Consider the following 24,137-nt stretch of genomic DNA (forward strand, 5'->3'; position numbering starts at 1 on the left):
ATGCGACAAGACGGCAAGGCGACGCGGATCAACTTGTTCGATGTAACGACGCCATCGATGCGGGCGTTCCACCTGTCGTGGATTGCGTTCTTCCTCTGCTTTTTCGCATGGTTTGGTATCGCCCCGCAGATGGCGGCCGTCCGCTCCGAGATGGGACTCACCAAGGACCAGATCGGTTGGCTGATCATCGGGTCGGTGGCGATCACGGTGGTCTCGCGAATCGTTTGCGGTGAGCTCTGCGACCGGTTCGGGCCACGGCTCACGTACACCTGGCTCTTGATCCTCGGCAGCTTGCCGGTGATGGGAATCGGCCTCTCGCACGACTTCAAAACGTTCCTGGCCTTCCGGGTGGCCATCGGCGCCATCGGGGCCGGGTTTGTCATTACGCAGTATCACACCTCGGTGATGTTTGCTCCGAACTGCATTGGCACGGCCAATGCGACGACAGCAGGCTGGGGCAACATGGGGGGAGGGGTGACCCAGTTCGCTATGCCGCTGCTCGCCGCTTTCTTCGCTGCGACGCTCGGCCTGGGTGATTATTGGGGCTGGCGCGCCTCGATGCTCGTTGCCGGTCTGGTCTGCCTGTTGACCGGAGTGGCCTACTACTTCCTGACACAGGATACGCCGCACGGCAACTTCTCCGAACTTCGTGCTTCAGGGCGGATGGCTCCGGCCGGGGCGTCGAAGGGGACGTTCCTGCGGACGGCTCGCGACCCTCGGGTCTGGGTACTCTTCGTCATGTACGCGGCCTGCTTCGGCGTCGAGTTGACGATGGACGGGGTCGCCCACCTGTATTACCACGACCACTTCGGCCTGAGCGCCAAAGCGGCCGGCTTCGCCGCCGGATCGCTTGGCCTGTTGCACATCTTTGCGAGAACGCTCGGAGGCTATATCAGCGACCGCCTGGGTGGTCGTTGGGGTTTGAAAGGGCGCGTCCACTGGCTCTTCGTCGCGCTCCTACTCGAGGGCCTCGGTCTGATGCTCTTCTCGAGGATGCCGACGGTGGCGTTGGCGCTCCCGGCGATGATCGGCTTCGGTCTCTTCATGAAGATGTCCGAAGGAGCGACCTACGCGGTCGTCCCTTTCGTCAATAAGAAAGCGCTTGGCTCGGTGTCGGGGATCGTCGGGGCGGGGGGTAATGTCGGGGCCGTCGCGGCGGGCTTCATGTTCAAGGGGGCGATTGCGTGGCCGACTGCCCTGTTCATCCTGGGCGCCACTGTCTCGGTCGCGTCGTTCCTGGCCTTCGCCATCCGGTTCTCTCTCGAGACGGAGACCGAGGCTGCCCGCGAGTGTGCCGAGGCCGAGGATCAGCGCCGGCAACTGGCCGAAGCGAAGCCCCAACCTTCGCTCGCTGGAGCCGTGGCTTGAGGCGGAGATTGGAAGAAAAGTGTTTCGTCGGCAACGCACCGACGTTCGCCAAGGAATCAACCGCACAATCACGACTCATCCGGGAGAGAAGGGGGGACCGTCGATGTCGGATCACAATCAGAGCAACGGCCTGACCGAAGCGCAGAAGACCTTCTTACAGGGCTTCGCAATGGGGACCGACGTCGCCCGGGCGGTGCGCGGCCTGCCGATCCTCTCGGGAAGCGCCGCAGCGCCAGGGGCGGTGGTCACCCTTGGTCCGAAGGGAACCGCTGTCGGGCCGCCGTCGCCGGAGCGGTTGCAAGTCGAGGCGCAGGACCGGGCCGTCTCCGGGGGGAAAGTCCTCTGCAAGGAGGAGGCAGCCAAGCGGGCCAAGGATCCGTTGACCATGTACGACGAGATTCAGGCGAACGCCCGCGCGGGCCTTTTTCCCAAGGATACGAATGTTTTCCTGTATAAATACTCGGGACTCTTTTTTGTCGCCCCTGCGCAAAACGCATTTATGTGTCGGTTGCGATTGCCGGGGGGAGTGATCAAGGCCTGGCAGTTTCGGGGCGTGGCCGGGATCGCACGCGAGCTGGGGGGTGGGTACGCCGACGTGACCACGCGAGCGAATCTCCAGGTTCGCGAAATCGGTCCGCACGACGCCCCGGCCGTACTGACCACGCTGACCGAGTTGGGAATCGTCGCCCGGGGATCGGGGGCGGACAACATCCGGAACGTCACCTGCAATCCCACGAGCGGCATTGACCCACAAGAATTGATCGAGACGCTTCCGCTCGCCAAGGAGATGCACCACTACATCCTCAACCACCGTGAGATGTACGGATTACCGCGAAAGTTCAACATCGCGTTTGACGGCGGCGGTCGGATCTCGAGCCTCGACGACACGAACGACATTGGCTTCAAGGCCGTCAATGTCCGAGAAGATTCGGCTGCGGACGAGGTCTCGCCGGGGGTCTACTTCCGACTGACCCTTGGTGGGATCACGGGCCACAAGGATTTCGCGCGTGACACCGGCGTTTTGCTTCGTCCCGAGGAATGCGTTCCCGTTGCGGCTGCGATCGTCCGCGTCTTCATCCGGTCGGGCGACCGGACCGACCGCAAGAAGGCGCGGTTGAAGTATGTGCTCGACGATTGGGGCTTCGACAAGTTCCTCGCCGAGGTCGAGACGGAGTTGGGCAAGCCACTGAGGAAGGTCTCCAGCGACCGCTGGGAGTTATCGGGCGGTGACGACCGCTGGGGCCACGTCGGCGTTCATCCTCAGAAACAGCACGGACGATTCTATGTCGGCGTCGTGCTTCCGGTTGGCCGGATGACGGCCGACCAGATGGATGGCCTCGCCGACATCGCTGAGCGATTCGGTCGCGGTACGATCCGCCTCACCGTCTGGCAGAATCTCCTGATTTCCGACGTCAAGGAGGGGGACCTTCCTGCCGTGAAAAACGCGATCGAGGCGCTCGGCCTTGGCTGGGACGCGTCGAGTGTTCGGAGCGGCCTGGTGGCCTGCACGGGGAACGCGGGATGCAAGTTTGCGGCGTCCGACACCAAGGGCCACGCGATGATTCTGGCCCGATACCTTGAATCGCGGGTCAACCTCGACCAACCGATCAACATTCACCTGACCGGCTGTCACCACTCCTGCGCTCAACACTATATCGGCGATCTCGGCCTCGAAGCGACGAAGGTGGAGGTTGGCGACGACCTCGTCGAGGGCTATCACCTTTGCGTCGGCGGTGGCTACGGGACCGAGCAAGGGATTGGCCGCCGACTGTTCGATGCGATGCCGTTCGACGCGATCCCGCCGGCCGTCGAACGCCTTTTGAAAGCTTACCAGGCTCATCGCCTGCCGAATGAGTCGTTCTCGTCCTTCGCCCGACGACAGACGCTCGAGGCCCTTCGCGCGGCCGGCGAGCCCCCCGCAGTGACTCTCAACGGATCGGTCGCGTCGGAACTCTCCCTCCAAACCGCCTGAAGGATGGACGAACCATGAGCATCGCAATCCTTCCCGAGACCGCCCCTTTCAACTCCGAGCAACGTGCCTGGCTCAATGGCTTTCTCGCCGGCTGGCTTGGACTCAACGGTGAAACCGCGAGCATCGCCCCGGCACTTGCCGAGGCCGTAGCCTTTGCCCCCGCCCCCGTCGCCGAACCCGCGCCCGAACCGTGGCACGACCCGACCCTCTCGATCGACGAACGGCTCAAGCTCTCCGACGGCGAGCCCCTCCCTCGCCGCCTGATGTCTGCGACCGCCCAGCTCGATTGCGGAGCTTGTGGCTACCTCTGCCGGACCTACGCCGAGGCCATTGCCGATGGTTCTGAGAACCGCCTGACCCTCTGCGCACCGGGCGGTTCGGAAACATCGAGGACCCTCAAACGATTGCTCAAGGAGCAACCCGTAGTCATCACAATGACTCCGGCCGCAAGTCAAACGCACGTCAACGGGGTATCCCATCTCGGAAAGGACAGGTGGTCGCGTGAAAACCCGTATACGGCTCAGATCGTGTCGACAACGCCTCTGAACCAGCCAGGCTCGGAGAAGGAAACACGTCACGTCGAGATTGAACTCGGAGCCGAAGGCCCGACCTACTCCGTCGGCGACTCGCTGGGAATTTACCCTGAGAACTGCGACGCATTGGCCGAGGAAGTGGTCGCAGCTCTTGGCGCAAGCGGCGACGAACCGGTCGCGTTGAGCGATGGGCCCGAAGTTTCCCTAGCCACCGCGCTCCGGAAGCAGTGTTGCCTCAACGAGGTGACCGAAGCATTCCTGCTCCTCCTCGCCGATGCTGCAACTGACGCTGAAGAGTCGACCCGTCTCCGCGCGTTGGTCGAAGATGACGGTCCAATCGTTGGCTTCGACGTGCTTGATGTTTTGAGAAGTTTCCCCACTGCCAGGCCCTCTCCCTTTCCATTCGTCGCCGCACTCTCACGGATCAAGCCAAGGCTTTACTCGATCTCCAGTTCTCCCAGGCGGCACAGCGGCCAGGTCCACCTCACGGTCCGGCGGGTCACCTACGAATACAATGGCCGGGGCCGCAAGGGAGTCGCCTCGACGATGCTGGCCGACCGCGTTGCCCCTGGGGCGTCGGTCCGCGTATTCGTCCAACCGTCACACGGGTTCTCCCTACCGGCCGACCCCAGTGCGGCAATGATCATGATCGGGCCTGGTACCGGCATCGCGCCGTTTCGGGCCTTCCTCCACGAACGCGAAGCGACCGGCGCATCAGGCAAGAACTGGCTCTTCTTCGGCGACCAACGGAGCGAGTTCGACTTCCTCTACGAAGCGGAGCTTTCCCGCTTCCAAAGCTGCGGACTCCTGACCCGCCTCGATACAGCCTTCAGCCGCGATCAAGGACGCAAGGTCTACGTCCAGGATCGCATCGTGGAGCACGGTGAGGAACTCTATCGCTGGCTCAACGAAGGCGCTTATATCTACGTTTGCGGCGATGCCAAGCGCATGGCCGCCGACGTTGACCGCGCCCTCCGTGAGGTCGTCCAAACCCACGGCCGCCTCAATGCAGACGCTGCCAAGGCTTACATCGCCCGTCTGTCGTCTGAGAAGAGATACCGGAGGGACGTCTACTAAACAGAACCTGGCAATGGCAGCTCGGCTCGAGAAACCAGTGGCGAAATCGATGAGGCTTCTCGCCGACCTCCACCAAGCCGACGACTGGCCATAAGCCATTTTGCTCTGGAAAGATAGGGGTTGTGCCCTGGTCGATGAGGTTTACCACAACACTCATCACCAGGGACACAAGCATGGGCACCGAAGCCCACACACCGATGGCCAATTCCTCGCGAACGTACCGCCGCAGTTCGGCCATGACCTTCCGAGACAGTCACTTCTCGTCCCAGGCCCCACAGACCGCGGGCAAAGGCCGTAGCGCGTCCGCGCTGTTCCTTACGACATGGCAAGTTTAGAAAAAATAACATTTTAACATTAATGAAATTTGAAATAAAAGCAGAATCCGTGGCCGAGGCTTCGACATCGTTGAGAAGGGCTTGAGACTCGTGGTGGTCGGATTGCCAGAATGTTATTGCTTGAAATTTCATTATTGAATATTTGAATTTGGTTTTTTTGCTGTCAATTCTCTCGCCTCCAGTTGATTTCCGGGGCCTCGTACGAGGACAAGGCCCCGTTAACCTCCCCACTTCGAACTTGGCAAAGCTGAGTGCTTCAAGTCGGGGGCGTCAAGGTCGATGGCTCGTGGGGGAGGGCGCGAGGCCTCGATCCGCGGAACGGCAGCCCGGGATCGGGGTGTCAGGTCGAGCAGGGTGACTTGCGAGTCGTCGCGCCTAGAATGAATCGAGGGAGCGTCGAGCTGGGTTCTGCCAAAGGAATTCGATCGGGTGAACCGACGGATCCTCGACTTGTTTACCCCTCGGGTTTACCGCGAACAACTGGACAGCCGACAACGTAGTATTTCGGGACACGAGAGAACGTGACGATACCCGGACACCGAGAATTCCGCCGGGACGAAAGGATAGGTGAATCCCTTGGCCAACACACAATCACTCCCCGTCCTCCCGCTCCGAGGAATGGTGATTTTCCCTGGTTTGACCGTGCCGATCGCTGTCGGGCGACCGGGGACTCTGCGGGCGATCGAGGCGGCCATCAAGGGTGACGGCCTTGTCTTTGCCGTTGCCCAGCGCGACCTGGCTGAGGAGCCCGCGCCTGAGCAACTCTACGCAAACGGCGTCATCGCTCGGATCGGTCAGATCCAGCGCGGCCTGGGCGGGGCCCAATTGCTCCTCCAGGGAGAGGAGCGTGCCTACGCGCTCCACTATGATGCCTCCGAAGGTTTCCTGAAGGCGACGACTTCGCCTGTTGCTGAGATGCAGCCGCTCAACCTGAACGATCCGGCCTTCGCGGCCCTCTACCGAGAGACGCGTGAACGGGCGATGGAACTGGGCGAGCGCCGAGGGCTGCCGGAGGAGGTGCTCCACCAGGTCATGGACTCCGTGACCGACCCTGCCAGGTTCGCCGACCTGGTCGCAGGCTACATCGAGCTCTCTGTTGAAGAGAAGCAGAACCTGCTGGAGACGCTCGGCGTCGAGGACCGGCTCCGCCGTGTCCTAATCCTGGTTCAGCGCCAGATCGGAATGCTGGAAGCGCAGGACCAGATCAAGTCGCAGGTCCAGTCTGAGCTGGGCGAGCGGCAGAAGGAGATGTACCTCCGCGAGCAGATGAAGGCGATTCAGAAAGAACTGGGTGACGACGACCAATCACGCGAGATGAAGGACCTGCGGGCCAAGCTTGCCGCTCTCGAACTTCCTGCCGATGCGCGAGCCGAGGTCGAGCGCGAGCTCGGCCGCCTGGAGCGGTCCGGGCGTGAGTCGATGGAAGGGCAAGTCATCCGGACCTACCTCGAGTGGGTGGCGGAATTGCCTTGGAATACCCGTTCCGACGACGACCTCGACCTTCCGCACGCCTCGAAGGTGCTCGACGAGGACCATTATGGACTCGAAGATGTGAAGGACCGGGTCCTCGAATTCCTCGCCGTCCGCCAGCTCAATGCCCGGCGGCTCGCCAAGGAAGTGGAGACAACCGGCGAGGCGCAGATCCGCGCCGTCGAGGACGAGGAGCGTCCGGTCAAGGATGCGAGCGAGGCCAAGGCGCGGGCGATGGCTCGCGGTCCGATCCTCCTGTTCATCGGCCCGCCGGGTGTGGGCAAGACGTCGATCGCCAAGTCGATCGCCCGTGCCTTGGGGCGGAAGTACGTCCGGGCCGCGCTGGGAGGGGTCCGCGACGAGGCTGACATCCGAGGCCATCGACGAACCTATGTGGGGGCCATGCCCGGCCGGATTATCCAGGCGCTCAAGCACGCCGGCACCAAGAACCCGGTCTTCCTCCTGGACGAAGTCGACAAGCTGGGCGTTTCCCATCAGGGCGACCCCGCCAGCGCCTTGCTGGAGGTGCTCGACCCGGCTCAGAACGATTCGTTCACGGACCATTACCTGAACGTCCCGTTTGACCTGAGCGAGGTTCTGTTCATCGCCACGGCGAACTTCCTGCAGAACATCCCTGCACCTTTGCTCGACCGGATGGAGGTGGTCGACTTCTCAGGTTACACCGAGCGTGAGAAGGCCGAGATCGCCAAGACTTACCTCGTCCCGAGGCAGATCGCGGAGTCGGGCCTGGATGAAGAGCAAGTGACGTTTACCGATGATGCTGTGATGGAAGTCGTCAGCCGATACACTCGGGAAAGCGGCGTCCGCCAGCTCGAGCGGCAAGTCGGTGCCGTGACCAGAAAGTTGGCCCGGCGAATCGCGGCGGGCGAGACCGTCGAACGGACGATTACTCCGACGAGGATCCGAGAGCTCTTGGGCCGGCCCAGGGTCCATCCGGAGCATGCCGGTACAGCCAACGAGGTGGGCGTTGCCACCGGGATGTACTACACCCCCAGCGGCGGCGACATTATGTTCGTCGAGGCTGCGATCCGAAAGCTGCATGGGCCGAGCGCTTCGGAGGGGACGGTTCCCTACGGCGGATGGGGCAACGTCAACCTGATCCTGACCGGCCAGCTTGGCGACGTGATGAAAGAGTCGGCCAGAGCGGCAACCACCTATGCGGCGAACCATGCCCCTGAGCTGGACATTCCTCCGGATCGGCTTGGTTCGATCGAAGTCCACGTTCACGTTCCCGCCGGAGCGATCCCCAAGGACGGCCCGTCTGCGGGCGTCGCGATGGCCACGGCGATTATCTCGGCGATGTCGGGTCGACCGGTCCGCCGCGACGTTGCAATGACCGGTGAGATTACCCTCCGAGGGCGAGTCCTGCCGATCGGTGGGGTCAAGGAGAAGGTGCTGGGAGCCCACCGGGCGGGCTGCACTCATATCCTTGTGCCCAAGGACAACGAAGCGGACCTCGACGACCTTCCCGAGGACGTTCGCCAGGCTCTGACGTTCCACTGCGTCTCGACCCTCGATGAAGCCCTCGAAATCACCTTGGCGACCCCAGCCTTTTCGGGGGGGGCAGGGAAGGCATTCGAAGGCCGAACCCGGCTCGACGATTCAGGATTCGCCGACCGACGCGTTGCCGTCTAAGAAGCTTGGAGGGCTGGTAAAGGCGAACCCATTCCGTCCTGCTTCTGAGTGAGCGCGGCAAACCCACCATCACCAGGCGATCTCGCCTGGTGATGGTGGGTCTTTTTTGTTGCGCGATTGGAGGGGGAGAAGTGGCGAGCCCTTGGCGGATCTTTTCGGCTTTCGTACGTGCACTTCAATCTCGGCGGATGCGGGCTCCAACGACGGCTTTCCTCCTTCAGGGACAAGCTGTCTCCTCAATGAGCCTTCTTCGTTGTCGTCCGCTTTGTGGCCGCTTTGGCCGGCTTGTCGTCGCTACCCTTCGTCTTCGTCCCCTTGACCTTGAGCGTGGGGGTTTTTGCCTTTGAGGCTGAGGAGCTTTTGGGTTCGGATGGCTTGGCTACGGACGTGGGGGACGCTGAGGCCTTGGCTTGCCCCCCCTTCGTCGGGGTAGTCTTGCTTTTCGCGGTCGAGGCGGGGACCTTCGTTGCGGCGGCCTTTGGCGTCGCGGTCTTGCTTTTTGCCGTCGACGCGTCGGCCTTTGCTAGGGTGGGCTTGCCTGCCGCCTTCGGGGCCTGAGCCTTCAAGGCAGGTGCCTTCGGCGCGGCGGTCTTCCCTTTCCCCTGGGGAGCATGCCCCTTCGATGCGGTTGACTTCGCTTTCGTCCGGCTCGAGGACTTGGACGCTGCGGACAGGGAGGGGAGGACGGCTCCAAGTCCTTCAATCGCGCTTGCACCAGCCTCCTTGATCGTTTCTGCCCCGTCAGAGAGGACCCCGCCGATCGACTCGAGCGCGGTGCCGACCTTCTGTCCGACCTTCTCGATCACACTCTTTTTCTTCGCCTTGCTCATGGACACCTCAAGGGATAGGGATTCGCGATGAACACTCTGTTGCAGCCGATTGCATTGGACTGTGCGGAGTGACCCTGATTTCCAGCATGACTCCGACTCCATTGCGGGTCAGTGGTTGACGCTGGAAAACGCCTTTTCCAAAGAAGACATCGGTGTGCCTGGTCAGACGATGATGATTGAGAAGGGCCTGGGTACGACATGCATGGTGGCTGATCGAGCCATCCACGCGATTTGAGCCGCCCTCCGGGTTTGTCGTGATTCGGTGGGGGTGATCCTGGCTTGGTGGAACACCCGTGCGATCAGGTCTTTTAGAAATCTCATTCGCCGTCGTCCAGGCCGCTCGGGTGCAACGGCGGGCCTGCTCGATTGGCCGCGAAACGGCAACTCAAACGCCGAAGTCGGGACAACCGGAATAAGGCGGAAATCCAAGAAAAGATATCGTCCAATGCCCGAAGATTCTTGATGAGACATGTCAACCAACGACTCACGCCGGTGGGACTGACATCGTCAACGATGTGAAACCGAAGCCAGGGTGGGTTCGCACCAAGAACAAGGAGGCAGCATGAATGTCGCGGTCGAAATTTGCGTCCAGGGGATCGAGTCCGCGCTGGCGGCTTATGCAGGGGGAGCGGACCGGATTGAACTCTGTGAGGATCTGGCTGTCGGTGGCGTGACCCCCAGTCTGGGAACGGTCGCCGTGGCTTGCCGTCGGCTGGCGATCCCGGTCCACGTCCTGATCCGACCGCGAGGGGGCGATTTCGTCTACTCCGAGGCGGAGTTCGAGGTCATGCAGCATGACGTCGCGATGGCCAAGTCGCTGGGGGCTGCGGGTGTCGTGATCGGCCTTTTGCAACCCGATCACTCGTTGGATCAAACGCGGCTCGTCCAACTCATCGCGGCGTCTCACCCGATGGACGTTACGTTCCACCGCGCGTTCGATGAAATGGCCAATCCCCTCGAAGTTGTAGACGAACTGATCGGTCTCGGCGTCGACCGAATCCTGACCTCAGGGGGGGCTGTCAGGGCCGTGGATGGCTTGGCCAGGCTTGCCGAATTGTCTCGGCAGACCGCCGGCCGCATTGCAATCGCAGCGGGAGGCCGCATCACCGAAGCGGATCTCTCAGCCTTCCTCCAGGCGAACCTGAAAGGAATCCACATTGGCTCGGCGGTATGCACTGGGGATCGAATTGATGCCGATAAGGTCAGGCGAATTGTGGAGGTCGTGAGAGCATGGTACCACTAATGGCTTATTTCAGTTTTTCAGCCTATTTTTCAAATAAAAATACAAGCAATGACTTGTGTGAGCGTTTTTAAAAGCCATTGCCTCAGCCGAAGCCAGCCTGTGGGTGAGACACCCGCAGGCCAAGGGAAATCCCGCCGATCTGGCAACAGCTCAAACGAGTGCGCGTCGAAATCTTCGTCCTGAAGCTTGGAGTTAGCCGTTTCCGAGGCCGAGAAGGGGCATGAGCTTGGGCTGATTCGTCAGGTCGTCCACGAAGTTGGACGAGCCCACCCACTCACCGCGCGGGAGGCGATGGCCCACGGCGATGACCGGGAGGCCGGCCGCTCGTGCGGCGGCCAGGCCGGTCGCGGAGTCTTCCAGGGCGATGGCGTCTTCTGGGGCGATCCCGAGTTTTTGGAGGGCGAGGCGATAGCCCTCGGGGTCGGGTTTGACAAGGGTCACGTCCTGCTTGCCGACCACCGTCGGAAAGGCGTCTTCAAGATTGGCGGCCTTGAGGACGATCTCGATGTTTTCTCGCCAGGTCGTTGAGACGATCGCCAGCTGAACCTTACCGATGAGCGACCGGACCAGCTCGACGAGGCCCGGATAAATCCGGGGAGAGGCTGTCAGCATCGAGGCCGTCAGCTCTTGCTTGCTCCGGACCCAGCCTTCCACGTCCCCTTGTTCGAGCTTCCGTTGGGCGAAGAGGTCGGCGAGAAAGATGCGATCATCGACCTCGACGGCGCGAGCGCAGACCTCGTCGGGGACTTCCCAGCCGAGCCGCGCCAGCGTGCGCTGCCAGGCGGCGATGTGAATATTTTCGGTGTCGGCAATGACGCCATCGAAGTCGAAAAGGACAGCACGTGTCGGCATGGCGGAAAACAAGCTCGTCAGGGCATTCGATGACCGTCCGCTGATTGGATTATCACCTTCGGAAGTCGGGGGCGTCAAATCGTTGACTTTCCCGCCGAGGGTCCCTATGGTTGCCTTTTTCCCCAACGACCCACTTCCGCCGTGTTCCACCGGCGCATTTGATCACCCCGATCCGCGAGGTTATGTACCAATGGCACGACCCGTCACCTTGTTCACTGGCCAATGGGCCGACCTGACGCTGGAAGTGATCTGCCAAAAGGCAAGCCAGTGGGGATACGACGGTATCGAACTTCCCTGCTGGGGCGATCATTTCAACGTGCAGAAGGCGCTCCAAGACGACAACTACTGCCAGGAGCGGCACGACCTGCTCGCGCGCTACGGTCTCAAGTGCTGGGCGATCTCGAACCACCTCGTCGGCCAACTCGTGCTCGACGTGCTCGATTCCAGGACCGACGACTGGGTTCCCCCCGATCTTCGCGGCAACTCCGAGAAGAAGCGAGACTGGGCGATCCAGGAGATGAAGGACACCGCCCGGGCCGCGCGAAAGATGGGCGTCAAGGTCGTCAACGGCTTCACAGGGTCGTCGATCTGGCATTTGCTCTATTCGTTCCCGCCGGTGCCCGACTCGATGATCGCCGACGGCTTCAAACTCTTGGCCGAGCGCTGGAACCCGATCCTCGACGTGTTCCGGGAATGCGGGGTCAAGTTCGGTCTGGAGGTCCATCCGACCGAAATTGCATTTGACCTCTATTCGGCCGAGATGGCCCTCAAGGCGCTCGACTTCCGTCCGGAGTTCGGATTCAACTTCGACCCGAGCCATCTTCTCTGGCAAATGGTCGACCCTGTTGCCTTCCTCCGTGCCTTCCCGGACCGGATCTATCACGTCCACGTCAAGGATGCCGCCCTGACGCTCGACGGCAAGTCGGGGATCCTCACCTCGCACCTCAACTTCGGCGACTCGCGACGCGGTTGGGACTTCCGCTCGCCCGGCCGTGGCCAGGTCAACTTCGAGGAAATCACCCGCGCCCTCAACCACCTCGGCTACGAAGGCCCCCTCTCCGTCGAGTGGGAAGACTCGGGCATGGACCGTGAGTACGGGGCGGCGGAAGCCGCGCGGTTCGTCAAGGACAAGATGGGCTTCCCGGCCTCGGGGCGTGGCTTCGATACCGCCTTCGCCGATGCCCAGGCACCCGCCAAACGCTAAACACGACGGCCGCCGACCCGGACACGCCGCGCTTGACGCTGCTCTCTCGAGTCAGAACACTAGAGAGAGCAATCCGAAACGAGAGCGGCGTGTCGCAACAACGGCTTGACTGTCCCGCCCTTCTCCGCCCTTTGGAGTTCCCCACGATGAGCGGTCCGATCATTCGCAAATACGGCTTCCCCAACTTTGAGAACATCTTCGGCGCTCGCGAGTTGGAGCACGGTGTCGACGAGCAAGGCCAGGCCGAAGCCGCCGCCCCCGCCTCCTCGGAGTCGAAAACCGAAACAGGCAGCACCAAGCCCGCCCCGGCCAAGTCGACTTCGAACAGCAAAAAGCCGTCGTAAACGGGCTGAGATTGCTTCGTTTTCCGACGTGAGCGCCCGGCCCTGACGCGTCAGGTCAATCGAGCAGGTCGGCGGTGAGAGTATCCCGGAGCTTCTGAATGACCCGGGTCTTCTCGTTGCTGACGGTCTTGGGGGCGACACCCCACTGCGACGCGATCTCGGCCGGCGTTTCGCCCTTGAGGGTCGCGTAGATCAAGGCCGCCTCACGAGGGTTGAGCGATTGGTCAATCGCCTCTTGAAGCGCGTTCCGCCAGCCAGCTTTTGCGTCGACCTCGGTCGCCGACCCCGCAGCCACGGCGGAGTCGAGCGGCTGATACGTCCGCTCCCGCTGCGCCCGCTTCTTGACCGTGTCGATGGCCCGGAAGAAGTCAGGGCCATCGGCCGTTTCACGGCTCAAGACGTCGCGGATCCCCACCTGGCCAATCTCGGATAGCAGCGAGTCGAACCGGCTACGCCCCAGATTCTGGAGCAGAGTCACATAGACGGCCTGCGAACAGTCATCATGCATCTGGACCGCGACCCCCGCCCGATACCAGGCGCGACTGAGGTAGCGATTCAACTGGAGCAGGCCGGACGAGACGGCCTCGGGATCCACGTCGTTCGTCGACGACCCGAGGATATCGGCAAGGTGAGTCTGCCCGAGGGCTTCGTCCCAGGCGGCGTCGGAAAGATCGGTAGTCGGCGGTGCCTCGAATGTCGGGGGCGAGAAGACGACGTCGCGCTCAACAGCAATGTCAGGAAGAGTTTGCGCGGCACTACTGAGCAGCCGGAGTGCTTCGAGCGCTTCGACCGCCGGTCGGTAGGAACGCCGTTTCTTCCCGTCTCGATTGCCGCTAAGCACGCATTTCCCTCCTCGGTTTCTCGCGTAACCCTCCCTACAGAAAGGGGCGAGAATCGAACTTCAAGAGCACTCGGGTTGAGCAAATCGTCTCAAAGGAATTTAGGACGTGAATTCCGGGCAGCCACTCCATTGTAGTGCCACCGTATCCAAATCCGCCCCATCGTTCGAGATCAATTCGCTCGGACTTCCCTATAATGATAGCATGCACGCATTGAAAAGTCGAGGGTCCTCTCCAGGATCACTGGAGCATTCCCCGGGCCAGGAGTGGCCAAACCACTTCCACCAGTCCCCAGCGATGGCCAATGACTCGGTCGTGGAGCACAAAGGTAAAATCGCTATATCCGGGGATAACCGCCACTTTTTTTCCGATTGGGAAATCATTACCAGGAGCGACTCCGACGACGGCGTGCTCGGCTGAGAGGCCAATCACCGGGCAATTGTCGTAATCTCGCAAGATGGGAGGGGTCCGATATTGGCTGACGGATTTGTGGCCAATGTCGAGGATCGCGCGATCGGGGGCCGGTCGGCTCACCACCGTGGCCAGTAGTGAGAGGGCAGGCCAGTGTCCCTCAACCCCGCAGACTTGCGTGTAATATTGACAGGCGAAGATCCCTCCCCCCGCCTGGATCTCGGTGATCCCGGGAAGATCGGCCGTGTACTGGTAGGACCCTGTGCCCCCCGCAGAGATGATCCGACAGTTGAGTCCCGCGCGTTCGACTGCGTCCTTCGTACTGAGGAGGATCCCAATGGCCTCCTGGATGGCCGCCTTCTTTTGTGCGCGATCGGGGATCATGAGGGCATGCCCCTCGTAACCCATCAGGCCTTCGAAGCGAAGCCCGGGGGTTTCGGATACGACCTGGGCCAGTTTCACCGCGTCTGTAGCCGAGGCCACACCGCAACGACGGAGGCCGAGGTCGACGTCGACGAGAATTCCGATTGTAACTCCGCAGACACGGGCGGACTCGCCGAGAGGGGCGACTTGGTCCAGATGGTCCACGGTCGCCTTGACGTCGGCGTGGCGCTGGAGGGCGGCGAGGCGTTTCGTTTTGTGGGGGCCGACGACCAGGTGGGCGATCAGGATGTCATCAATCCCGGCGGCCGCCATGATCTCGGCCTCGGAAACCTTGGCGACCGTCACCCCGATGGCGCCTGCCTTACGTAACTGATGGGCGATCGCAGGTGTTTTGAAGGCCTTGGCGTGGGGCCGCCAGGCCACACCTCGGGCTTGAAAATGTTCGGACATCTTGGCGATGTTCTGTTCGAACCGGTCGAGGTCCAGGAGCAGGGCAGGCGTATCGAGCTCCTCCACCGGGACACCGATCGCGCTGAGCTGCATGGAGAGATTCCTCGGTCTGGGTCACCGTCGACCCGTCGGGAAGGTTCGGCACGCAAGAGGCAATCCACCTGACCTGCATCTGCTAGTCTCCCCCCCTGGGATCACGGGCGCCTCGCTATCCCAGGGGAGAAAAGGCAAATCAGGCAGATGCGATGGTCAACAGTACGTACGGCCGTCAATCGAGTTTGGGTCACTCAAACTTGGGAGGGCATCTCGATTCGACTGCCGTACTCACGACTGAGAAGCTTGTTGGCGTCGGAATCGTTTGCGAAACTCTCAGTCGCGGCGTCGAATGTCAGCTTTCTCCCCACCCGATGAGCGATGTTGCCCAGGTGGCAGAGTCGCGTACTGAGGTGGCCGATCTCAATCTCGGCGTTGGGCTTTTCCCGCGACTTGACGCAGCTGAGGAAATTGGCAATGTGCTCGCCGATATCCCCCTTGGGCTTGCCGCCGGCCTCCTTGCCCTCTTCGACCCGCCAGCCCTTGTCGTCGATCAGCAAGGTCCCTTTGTCGCCATAGAAGGCGATCCCGAAACCGGCTCCCTCGGTCCCGTGCTTTGACCACATCCGGTGTTCCCAGACCAGGCAGGTTTCGGGGAACTCCCAGGTGACGATCTGGGTATCCGGCACTTCCTGGTCGTCGTTGAAGACGTACTTGCCACCGCCGGAGGTCACGCGGAGGGGGGCATCGACCCCCAGGCCCCAGCGGGCGATATCGAGGCCGTGGATCCCGTTGTTGCCGAGCTCGCCGGTCCCCCAGTTCCAGAACCAGTGCCAGTTGTAGTGGAACCGATTGGCCATGAACGGGCGGTCCGGGGCAGGGCCTTGCCACATCGCGTAGTCGACCCCCTCGGGAACGGGCCCGGGCGTTCCGTGGCCGATCGGCTTACGAACCTGGTGGATCCAGGAGCGGGCCATACCGACTTTGCCGATCGAGCCGGCGTGGATGTACTCGACCGCGTCCTTGATATGCTCCATGCTCCTGCGCTGGGTGCCGGCCTGGACGATCCGGTTGTACTTGCGGGCTGCCTCGACCATGCGTCGTCCTTCAACGACGTTGTGGCTGACCGGCTTCTCGACGTAGACGTCTTTGCCCGCCTGGCAGCCGAGCACGGTCAAGAGCGCGTGCCAGTGGTCGGGAGTGGCGACTACGATGGCGTCGATCGACTTGTCGTCGAGGAGCTTGCGGTAGTCCTTCTCTTGGCGAGGCTCCTTGAACCCGGCCGCCTGGATCGCGCTGAGCGCGTTTGCAAACTTGGCGTCGTCGATGTCACAAACGGCAACGATCTCCGCGTCCTTCTGCTTGACGATCGACTTTGTCAGATCGGTCCCACGGGTGCTGAGTCCGATCACCCCCAGCCGGACTTTCTCACTGGGAGCGGCTGAGACCGAGCGACCTGCCAATGCGACCATTCCGGCCATCCCCAGAAACGTCCGCCGATTCGGCCCAGTCATGATCGAGATCCCCCTCCGGCACCATTAGGTTGAGACGACGCAACCCAGGCGGTTGCTTCCCCGCTCACGAATGAGCATAGCGCCCCGCGTAGGGGCAAGGCAAGCATTTATCCCGGCCTCTCCTTTGAATCTCAAGGACGGCTTCCGATCCTAACCGTCAACTTCGCGCGAGTCATCCGCCGTCTCCCCCGAAGTCGGGTGACTCGCAGGTTATTGCGTCCCATCAGAAGTCTGAGTAACCTGACGGTGGAGATGTGTGTCATGATCTTGAGTCATTGCTTGTTACCAATGAAATATGCAGACGCGATCGCTTGATTCCGAGTGGGCCGTGGTTATCAGGCTCCACCCTGTGGGGAGGATTGGAATGAGAAGGCGTCAATTGATGGGGCGATTCGTCGTGCCCCTCCTCCTTCTTCTTTCGAGCCTCCGGATGGCTTGGGCGGAACCTCCGCAAGTCACGCATCGTGCCCCGGAATTCGACGTGGTCATCGAAACCGACGTCAAAGTCCCGACGCGCGACGGCACAAAGCTTGCTGCCGACCTCTATCGCCCTGCACGCAACGGCCAAGCGGTTGCCGGCCGGTTTCCGACCCTCCTGACCCGAACCCCGTATAACAAGATCGGAACAGCGGCTGACGGGCGTTACTACGCCCAGCGCGGCTACGTCGTCGTGGCCAACGACGTGCGTGGGCGATACGCGAGTGAAGGGACTTGGAGAATGATGGCGGACGACCCGGCCGACGGTTACGACGTCGTCGAGTGGATCGCCGCGCAACCTTGGTCGGACGGCAAGATCGGCACGTTCGGGGTCAGCTACGGCGGGGGGACCCAGCACGCCTTGGCCGAGGCCAAGCCTCCGCACCTCACGACGATGATCCCGATTGACGCGCTCTCGAATTGCGGGATCAGCGGGATGCGCCACGGGGGCGCGTTCGAACTTCGGTTCATGAACTGGATCTTCGATCAAGGTGCCACCAACAGCCACGCTGCCCTGGCGGAGCCGGCCCTCAAAACGGCCCTGGTCCAGAACGCCCGGCAGATCCGCCAGCATGTCGACAGCCTTCCATTTCGTGCGGGTACGACGCCGCTCCGAGTCGTCCCCGAATATGAGAGCTGGCTCGCTGAGGCCATGCGTACGGGCCCTGAATCTCCCTTCTGGAAGATCAAGGGAATGTCGGTCGTGGATCAATTGCCCGATTATGCCGATGTTCCCGTCCTTCACATCACCGGCTGGTACGACTCGTGGACCCGCCAGGTCGCCCTCAACTACGAGGCGCTTGCGAAGGCGAAGCGCTCCCCTCAGCGACTGGCTATCGGACCTTGGGTTCACGCGTCGCAACAGGCAAACGTCGCGGGCGAAGTGGAGTTCTCCGCCGATGCCGGGGTCGACCTATCGGCCTGGAGGCTTCGCTGGTACGACCGCTGGCTGAAGGGGGAGAGCAATGGTGTCGACGACGACCCACCCGTCCTGATCTACGTGATGGGAACCGGCGACGACCGCAAGTCGGCCACCGGCCGTCTCCAGCACGGCGGTTTCTGGCGAGCCGAGCGGGAATGGCCCCTCGCCCGCGCTCGCGCCACCTCTTATTACTTACGAGGCGATGGGACCCTCACGACGACCGCGCCCTCGGAGGATTCGTCCCAAACGACTTACACGTTCGACCCTCGCCATCCCGTTCCGACGATCGGCGGCAACATCTCCTCAAACCAAGGCCTGATGACCAACGGCGGCTACGACCAGCGCCCCCGGGACGACACCCACGCGGCCGAGAATCGCCTGCCCCTCTCCGAGCGCCGCGACGTCCTCGTCTTCCGGACCGAACCACTCGCCGTCGACCTCGAGGTGACCGGCACCGTCACGGTCAAACTCTGGGTCTCCTCAACGGCCCCCGACACCGACTTCACCGCCAAGCTGATCGACGAGATTCCCCCCAACCCTGACTATCCGTTGGGATTCGATTTGAACATCGGCGATTCCATCATTCGCGCCCGCTATCGTGAGTCATTGGACCAACCGAAGCTGATGGTCCCAGGCGAGGTCTATCCATTGACGATCACGCTATATCCAACCTCGAATCTTTTTAAGAAAGGGCATCGTTTGCGGGTCGACGTTTCTAGCAGCAACTTCCCTCGGTTCGATGTCAACCCAAACACGGGCGATCCGCTTGGAAGCCATAGACGAATGATGGCTGTGGATAATACAATCTTCCATGACATTCAGCGCAAGTCGGAGGTCGTGCTTCCCCTCGTCGAGCCGGGAAGCCGTTAACCGGGGACAATTCCTTCGGTTCGATTTCGCTAAGTGCTCATCCACTCTCGCACTCATTGTGTCCTATTAGTTCGTGGCACGTGATGCAATTGGTATGTTGCATGCGCCGGGAGTTTTTTCAAGGCTTCGACAGTTCGTGAGCTCGAACTAAATCGTGGATCACATCTTGTCTCCCAATCGGACGCTCTACAATTGATGGCCAGGAGTGCATTTGCACGAATTGCCGGTAGCCCGATCCGATCTGCATCAAGCTTTGAGAGAGCGGATCTTTGCGATCTCTTTGGCATCGGCGTTCATGCGGTGAAATGAAGGATTTCGAGATAGTTTGATGCTTTTCTTGCCAAATCGCTTCCCCTCCGTTTCATTGAGCCGACGTCGGAGCCAACCTCTCACCTTTTCGTGAAGAGATGGTTTGTGAAGCTTTTGTGGACGACAAGGTCGTTTCCCCCTCCTACTTCATTCCGGAGTCCAGGCATGAGTCGTGTTCGTCGTGGGTTTACTTTGATCGAGTTGCTGGTTGTCATCGCGATCATCGCAGTGTTGATTGCCCTTCTGCTTCCGGCCGTTCAGGCGGCTCGCGAGGCGGCCCGTCGTTCCCAATGCACCAACAACCTCAAGCAAATCGCCTTGGCGACCCTGAACTTCGAGAACGTCAACAGCCACCTGCCTCCGGCTTACGGCCCTTACGCGTTTGCAGATTCGGGGAGCAGCCGGCCGAGCACCCAGGCCTTGATCCTCTCGTTCATCGAGCAGGCCGCCATGTATAACGCGTTTAATTTTGATATCGACGTGCACACGAACCGGGGCAATCTCACGGCCCAGACGCAGCTCATTAGCAGCTACATCTGCCCTTCCGATCCCCAAAGTGTTCGGTTGGTCGGGGGCGCGGCGGGCCTGCCTCTTGGATACAACAATTATATGATTAGCAGTGGCGCCTCCGCGTCGCCTGAGGGGCCTGGGACTACAGCCGCGGCCTACCAGGAAGCTAATACGGCCAATTTCGGCCCTTTCAGCTTCCCCGCTCTGGATCGGACTGGGAACGCGACGACAAACCCTAATTTCCGCGTGTGCAAACCTTCCAAGCTTGCGGAGATTACTGACGGGACCAGCAATACCGCAATGTGGTCGGAGATCCGAAGGTCGCGCGGTACGACCGGCGGACTCGCAGACCTCCCGCCGAGCGACCCGTTGGCGGTGGTCCGTTTGGCTTCGATCAACAACCAGGTTCCTGACGCCGGATGTGCGACCTTGACGCCGTCGAATTACGGCACGTATCGCGGTCAGTCGTATTATCGCTCGGGCGTCTGCTGGACCCATTTGTATTCTCATACGATGACGCCCAACTCGAAGATCCGTGACTGCGCCTCGGACTCGCTCCTCAACGGTCACATCGCCGCTCGGAGCTTCCATTCCGGGGGGGCCAATGCCGCGTTCTGCGACGGCTCCGTACGTTTCTTCAAGGATTCCATCTCTCTACCCACCTGGCGAGCCCTGGGCTCTCGGGCGGGAGGCGAGATCATCAGCGCCGACAGTCTCTAAGAGCTTTTCTCACCAGGGGCGCCGAAGTCCGCTTCGCCTTCAGGTAACGGGCAAAGGGAGGTTGTGCTCGCTCGACAAGTCACGTTTTCTTTTCACCAAAGGCTTGTCGAGTCAGCACTGCATCTGGGTGAATCGCCGCCCCTGAGTGAGGTCAACCCTTCCGGAAAGTGATGAAAATGCAACGAAGACTCTGGGTGGCTGGCCTGTTCCTGGCCGGGGCCTCCACTCTTTTCGCGGCAGGTTGTGGCTCGTCAACGCCTGCCCCAACCCAGGAAGTGATTGAGAGCATCAATCTCCGCGAGTTGGGTGAAGCCTACCGAACCTACGTCTTGGCCAAGAAATCATCCCCCAAGAAGCTCACCGATCTTCGCGAGTACGAGGCGGGCTACCCGATGGCCCTCCTTGGGCTCAAGAATGGCGAGCTCGAGGTTTTTTGGGAGGGCGAACTTCTTGAGCCGGAGGCTGTTTTTCCTGAGGCGAAGTCTGACAAAATCCTTGCGTTTGAGTCCAAGACGCCCAAGGAAGGGGGTTATGTCCTCTTGACCAATCGCGCAATCAAGAAAATGACCCCTGAAGAATTCAAGTCGGCTCCCAAAGCCGCTCCCACCTCGTCCAGCACTGGGACCACCAAGGCCACCCCTTAATCCCGCCTCCAAGTTTGCATCGTCGGCTTGGCAAAATCCCCGCCTGGATTTCTTGTGCTGCGTCCTCTGACACGAGGATAGACAAACAAACTGGTAGGTGATCGTCTCCTTTCGCGAGGGGACGATTGCCTGCTGATTTGAATCGATTCGGAATCAATTTTCCTGACTCGAGCGGAATGCATGTATTTGAAGTGCCGGGTATCCGGCCGGCGACATCTTCTTCATCCTTTTCTTACCACGGAAGAGGACCTCAAAGATGGACGCTCAACCGAAGACCTGGCGGCTCAATCGTGAACGAAACCCTCAAGCACCGCGCGGCGCCAAGCAGATCGTCATCCCCATGAGCCGGCGGCTCTACGACGAGATCTGGCACGATCCCGCCCGCCTATGCGCTACTGTCGACGGCTGGGCCCACTCGGCCCCGGAACCGTTCCCACCGGACTTCGACCAGGGTTATCGCCTTCACGGGTTCGGCCGCGAGTCTCGCAAGCTTCCTGGGCTGAAGCTGCGGAAGATCGTTACTGACGACGGCTCTTCCTAACTGGCTCCGCCCCGGCCTCATCGCCGGGACCGTTGATGAGTTGGGGTATCCTCTGCTGCTCGCGGCACATGGCGTCCCCCCTTGACTGTTGAAGATTGGCTTCGGTCACAGCGAGATGTACTGGCATCGTGTCGTCGAGCGGTTGGGCCGGAGCAGCCTGGTGGGGACCACCGTCCGCGACGCAGCCCGATTGCCCACGCATTTGGTGGCGGACGAGCATTACGCCGACTGGGCTGGCAAGAAGGGCTACGCCGCAACGACCGTGGGTAGTGGCTGTGTCCTGTGGGGCGCGCTGACGGCCATCTCCGAGAGGCCGACGGCGTCTTCGCGGCCGAGGCGCGGGAGCCCGAACCCAATTACGCTCCCGAAACGGTCAACACAGACGGCTGGGCGGTGACGCGGAATGCGTTCCAAGCGTGATTTCCTGGGATCACGATGGTTCTCTGTTTCTTGCACGGGTTCCTGAAGATCCACCGGGCCGCTACCGCTGAGGAGTTCCGGCCGTATGCGCCGCGGGGTAAGTTCCCTCGGACTTTTGAGAGCCCCGCCCATTGGCTCAACGGCAAGCGTTACCATGAACACGGGCTCCTCAACCTGATGGTCTCCACCTCACGAATGGGCCTCAGAAGCCCGAAACCTGCAATCCGGTAGTGTCAGGCTAGAGGAATGTGGGGTTTTGTTCAGACGAGAGGGGTTAAATTAATGTCGCCTGACATATCGGTGATTTTCAGATACCACTAAACCCATAGTTCATAAGCGACTCTCAGCGGCTTCAGCTTTTATACCACTGCTGATTCCACGTTCTTATCGTGAGCAGTAAGAGGCGAGGACTGGAGAAAATCGCGGAGTGTTGCGATTTTTCAACAGGGATTCCTGACCGCTGCGCAAAGACGGTCAAAGTTTTCAGGTCGTGTTTTTTGGGGGTTCCAACGGGTGTTAGACCGTTTTCCTCGGAAAACGCAGGGGTTTCTCAAGTAAATGGAATCTGGCCACGTCAGAAACCGGCTCTCTGAAAACTTGACCTTCTTTGTGTGCGCAGCGATCAGTAGGTGGTTCGAAAAGGAGGCATTAAACTCAGTTTTCCTCGATTTCCGGCAATCGGGTCTGGGATTGCAATTCATCCGAAGGCCGCATTTTGGTTTTTTGGTACGAGATAGGTTGATTTTCGACCAAATCCAGAGCAATAATATTTAGTCTCTCCTCTTGGGTTCTTACCAAGAAGCTCTCAGCACGTGATCGATATAACCTTCACGAACCATTTCGGACACTCCCCAGAAGACGCTCGCTTCTACTAAAATATGTCTGTTTTCGCTGGACTTTTGCCAGAGACTGACCTAGAACGACGATGTCGTCGTTTTATTTTTCGTTTCAAGTAATTTGTCGATCAAGCTTTTAGGCATGATTGGCAAATTTCTTGATGATTATGCCGTATTCGTTTTACCCCCACTGTGTTGGAGCTTTCACAATGATACGCTGCCGTCGAGGTTTTACGCTCATCGAATTGTTGGTGGTCATTGCCATCATCGCAGTCCTGATTGCACTACTCTTGCCGGCCGTTCAGGCAGCACGAGAGGCCGCTCGCCGTGCGCAGTGCACGAATAATCTTAAACAACTGGGGCTTGCCGCGCTCAATTTTGAGTCCGCCAACTCCAAGTATCCCCCCGGCTGGGGGCCCTATCCGACCGACGCCGTCTCTGGTACACGTGCGAATTCGCTCGTGATGGTCCTCCCATTCCTCGAGCAGGCCTCGATGTATTCCGCGTTCAACCTTACGTTCAATATCAACCTATATTCACCAACGGACGCCAATTATACAGCCCAGAGCCAGATTGTCTCGGCATTCGTATGTCCGTCTGACCCCTCTAATACAAAGTTTGCCAACGTTGGCTACACCAATTACTGTGCAAGCCTTGGTTCTTCGGCAGCCATGACAACCAATGGCACGTCAGTGTTGGAACCAAATATCGGGATGGCGGGGCCCTTCAATATCACCATGGATAAAACCCCGTTGCAATATTTGGATGCTCCGGGTAACACTAAGCTCAACCCTCAGTATCTCCAGCCCACGCCGGTTACTGTTGCCGCTTTGACCGACGGAACCAGCAACACTGGGCTTTATTCAGAGTCGTTCAAAGGCACGGCCTCCAGCACAACATCAGTTGGCGGCAATCTGGGCGGTGTCGATCCCTATGATAAGGTGAACGTATACATTCTCTCATCGGTCGTTCCGCTCCAGGCCGCTCCCAACTGCACGTTCAATGGAAGCGGATATTCGACCCGGATCTATTACCACAATCAGCAGTACTACCGAGGAATTGCGCAGAACGGCTACTACACCCATACACTTACACCGAACAGTAAGCTGTATGATTGTGGCGATACTAGCTACAACAGAACGCACCAAGCCCCACGCAGCAAGCACTCCGGGGGTGCCAACGTCGGCTTTGCCGATGGCTCGGTCAAGTTCATCAAGGACAGCGTGAACCCAGCCACGTTCTTGGCGCTTGGAAGCCGCGGCGGCGGAGAAGTGATCAGCGCCGACTCGTATTGAGCCGCGAGGAAAATGGTCGAGGCTTCAATGTGGGGGGACCTTTGAACGTCCCCCTTCTTTTATTGGTAAGGAATGGGT

18 protein-coding genes are annotated in these 24,137 nt (G+C 60.5%); 13 read left to right on the top strand and 5 right to left on the bottom strand.

What is annotated here, in order from left to right; genetic code table 11:
* The 4 genes from SINAC_RS28205 to lon all read left to right on the top strand — a co-directional run bounded on the left by SINAC_RS28205 (nucleotide 1) and on the right by lon (nucleotide 8,411).
* Nucleotides 1–1,368 carry an MFS transporter gene (locus tag SINAC_RS28205; protein WP_015248977.1) on the top strand — a complete coding sequence of 456 codons (1,368 nt, stop codon included), beginning with the start codon at nucleotides 1–3 and terminating at the stop codon, nucleotides 1,366–1,368.
* Nucleotides 1,369–1,471: 103 nt separating this feature from the next.
* Nucleotides 1,472–3,340, top strand: coding sequence for a NirA family protein (locus SINAC_RS28210; RefSeq protein ID WP_015248978.1), 1,869 nt, complete (start codon nucleotides 1,472–1,474; stop codon nucleotides 3,338–3,340).
* A gap of 14 nt (nucleotides 3,341–3,354) precedes the next feature.
* Entirely contained in the window at nucleotides 3,355–4,950 is a 1,596-nt protein-coding gene (locus tag SINAC_RS28215) for a sulfite reductase subunit alpha (RefSeq protein ID WP_015248979.1), read from the top strand.
* A gap of 902 nt (nucleotides 4,951–5,852) precedes the next feature.
* Nucleotides 5,853–8,411, top strand: a complete 2,559-nt coding sequence (gene lon / locus SINAC_RS28220) for an endopeptidase La (protein ID WP_015248981.1) — start codon at nucleotides 5,853–5,855, stop codon at nucleotides 8,409–8,411.
* A gap of 236 nt (nucleotides 8,412–8,647) precedes the next feature.
* On the opposite strand, the gene SINAC_RS28225 is transcribed toward lon, so the two are convergent.
* Entirely contained in the window at nucleotides 8,648–9,241 is a 594-nt protein-coding gene (locus SINAC_RS28225) for a hypothetical protein (RefSeq protein ID WP_015248982.1), read from the bottom strand.
* Between the two features lie 562 nt (nucleotides 9,242–9,803).
* Here SINAC_RS28225 and SINAC_RS28235 point away from each other — a divergent pair.
* On the top strand, nucleotides 9,804–10,484 hold the full coding sequence (locus tag SINAC_RS28235) for a copper homeostasis protein CutC (protein WP_015248983.1): 681 nt from the start codon (nucleotides 9,804–9,806) through the stop codon (nucleotides 10,482–10,484).
* A gap of 192 nt (nucleotides 10,485–10,676) precedes the next feature.
* Here SINAC_RS28235 and SINAC_RS28240 read toward each other — a convergent pair whose 3' ends face one another.
* On the bottom strand, nucleotides 10,677–11,336 hold the full coding sequence (locus SINAC_RS28240) for an HAD family hydrolase (RefSeq protein WP_015248984.1): 660 nt from the start codon (nucleotides 11,334–11,336) through the stop codon (nucleotides 10,677–10,679).
* A 190-nt stretch (nucleotides 11,337–11,526) separates the two neighbouring features.
* Between SINAC_RS28240 and SINAC_RS28245 the strand changes: the two genes are divergently transcribed.
* The gene (locus SINAC_RS28245; RefSeq protein WP_015248985.1) at nucleotides 11,527–12,540 is read left to right on the top strand and encodes a sugar phosphate isomerase/epimerase family protein; all 1,014 of its coding nucleotides are present in this window, start codon (nucleotides 11,527–11,529) and stop codon (nucleotides 12,538–12,540) included.
* 146 nt (nucleotides 12,541–12,686) lie between these two features.
* Entirely contained in the window at nucleotides 12,687–12,884 is a 198-nt protein-coding gene (locus tag SINAC_RS28250) for a hypothetical protein (protein ID WP_015248986.1), read from the top strand.
* A gap of 55 nt (nucleotides 12,885–12,939) precedes the next feature.
* Here SINAC_RS28250 and SINAC_RS28255 read toward each other — a convergent pair whose 3' ends face one another.
* The 3 genes from SINAC_RS28255 to SINAC_RS28265 all read right to left on the bottom strand — a co-directional run bounded on the left by SINAC_RS28255 (nucleotide 12,940) and on the right by SINAC_RS28265 (nucleotide 16,515).
* Complete coding sequence (locus SINAC_RS28255) at nucleotides 12,940–13,725, bottom strand: sigma-70 family RNA polymerase sigma factor (RefSeq protein ID WP_015248987.1); 786 nt, start codon at nucleotides 13,723–13,725, stop codon at nucleotides 12,940–12,942.
* A 238-nt stretch (nucleotides 13,726–13,963) separates the two neighbouring features.
* Entirely contained in the window at nucleotides 13,964–15,061 is a 1,098-nt protein-coding gene (locus SINAC_RS28260; protein ID WP_015248988.1) for a DSD1 family PLP-dependent enzyme, read from the bottom strand.
* A 194-nt stretch (nucleotides 15,062–15,255) separates the two neighbouring features.
* A complete protein-coding gene (locus tag SINAC_RS28265; protein ID WP_015248989.1) occupies nucleotides 15,256–16,515 on the bottom strand; it encodes a Gfo/Idh/MocA family protein in 1,260 nt (419 codons plus the stop codon).
* Nucleotides 16,516–16,879: 364 nt separating this feature from the next.
* On the opposite strand from SINAC_RS28265, the gene SINAC_RS28270 reads away from it, so the two are divergent.
* The 6 genes from SINAC_RS28270 (at nucleotide 16,880) to SINAC_RS28300 (ending at nucleotide 24,059) form a co-directional block, all read left to right on the top strand.
* Nucleotides 16,880–18,784, top strand: coding sequence for a CocE/NonD family hydrolase (locus SINAC_RS28270; protein WP_015248990.1), 1,905 nt, complete (start codon nucleotides 16,880–16,882; stop codon nucleotides 18,782–18,784).
* Nucleotides 18,785–19,258: 474 nt separating this feature from the next.
* Nucleotides 19,259–20,323, top strand: a complete 1,065-nt coding sequence (locus SINAC_RS28275) for a DUF1559 domain-containing protein (RefSeq protein ID WP_015248991.1) — start codon at nucleotides 19,259–19,261, stop codon at nucleotides 20,321–20,323.
* A gap of 176 nt (nucleotides 20,324–20,499) precedes the next feature.
* The gene (locus SINAC_RS28280; protein ID WP_020467477.1) at nucleotides 20,500–20,967 is read left to right on the top strand and encodes a hypothetical protein; all 468 of its coding nucleotides are present in this window, start codon (nucleotides 20,500–20,502) and stop codon (nucleotides 20,965–20,967) included.
* A gap of 256 nt (nucleotides 20,968–21,223) precedes the next feature.
* On the top strand, nucleotides 21,224–21,508 hold the full coding sequence (locus SINAC_RS28285; protein ID WP_015248993.1) for a hypothetical protein: 285 nt from the start codon (nucleotides 21,224–21,226) through the stop codon (nucleotides 21,506–21,508).
* 115 nt (nucleotides 21,509–21,623) lie between these two features.
* Nucleotides 21,624–21,905 (top strand): hypothetical protein, encoded by a 282-nt coding sequence (locus tag SINAC_RS28290; RefSeq protein WP_244884904.1) that lies wholly within the window; start codon nucleotides 21,624–21,626, stop codon nucleotides 21,903–21,905.
* A 1,068-nt stretch (nucleotides 21,906–22,973) separates the two neighbouring features.
* Nucleotides 22,974–24,059: a DUF1559 family PulG-like putative transporter gene (locus tag SINAC_RS28300; RefSeq protein ID WP_015248995.1), complete on the top strand. Its 1,086-nt coding sequence runs from the start codon at nucleotides 22,974–22,976 to the stop codon at nucleotides 24,057–24,059.
* The last annotated feature ends 78 nt before the right edge of the window (nucleotides 24,060–24,137 follow it).

This window comes from Singulisphaera acidiphila DSM 18658 (genome assembly GCF_000242455.2).
In the GTDB taxonomy this organism is placed as follows: Bacteria; Planctomycetota; Planctomycetia; order Isosphaerales; family Isosphaeraceae; genus Singulisphaera; species Singulisphaera acidiphila.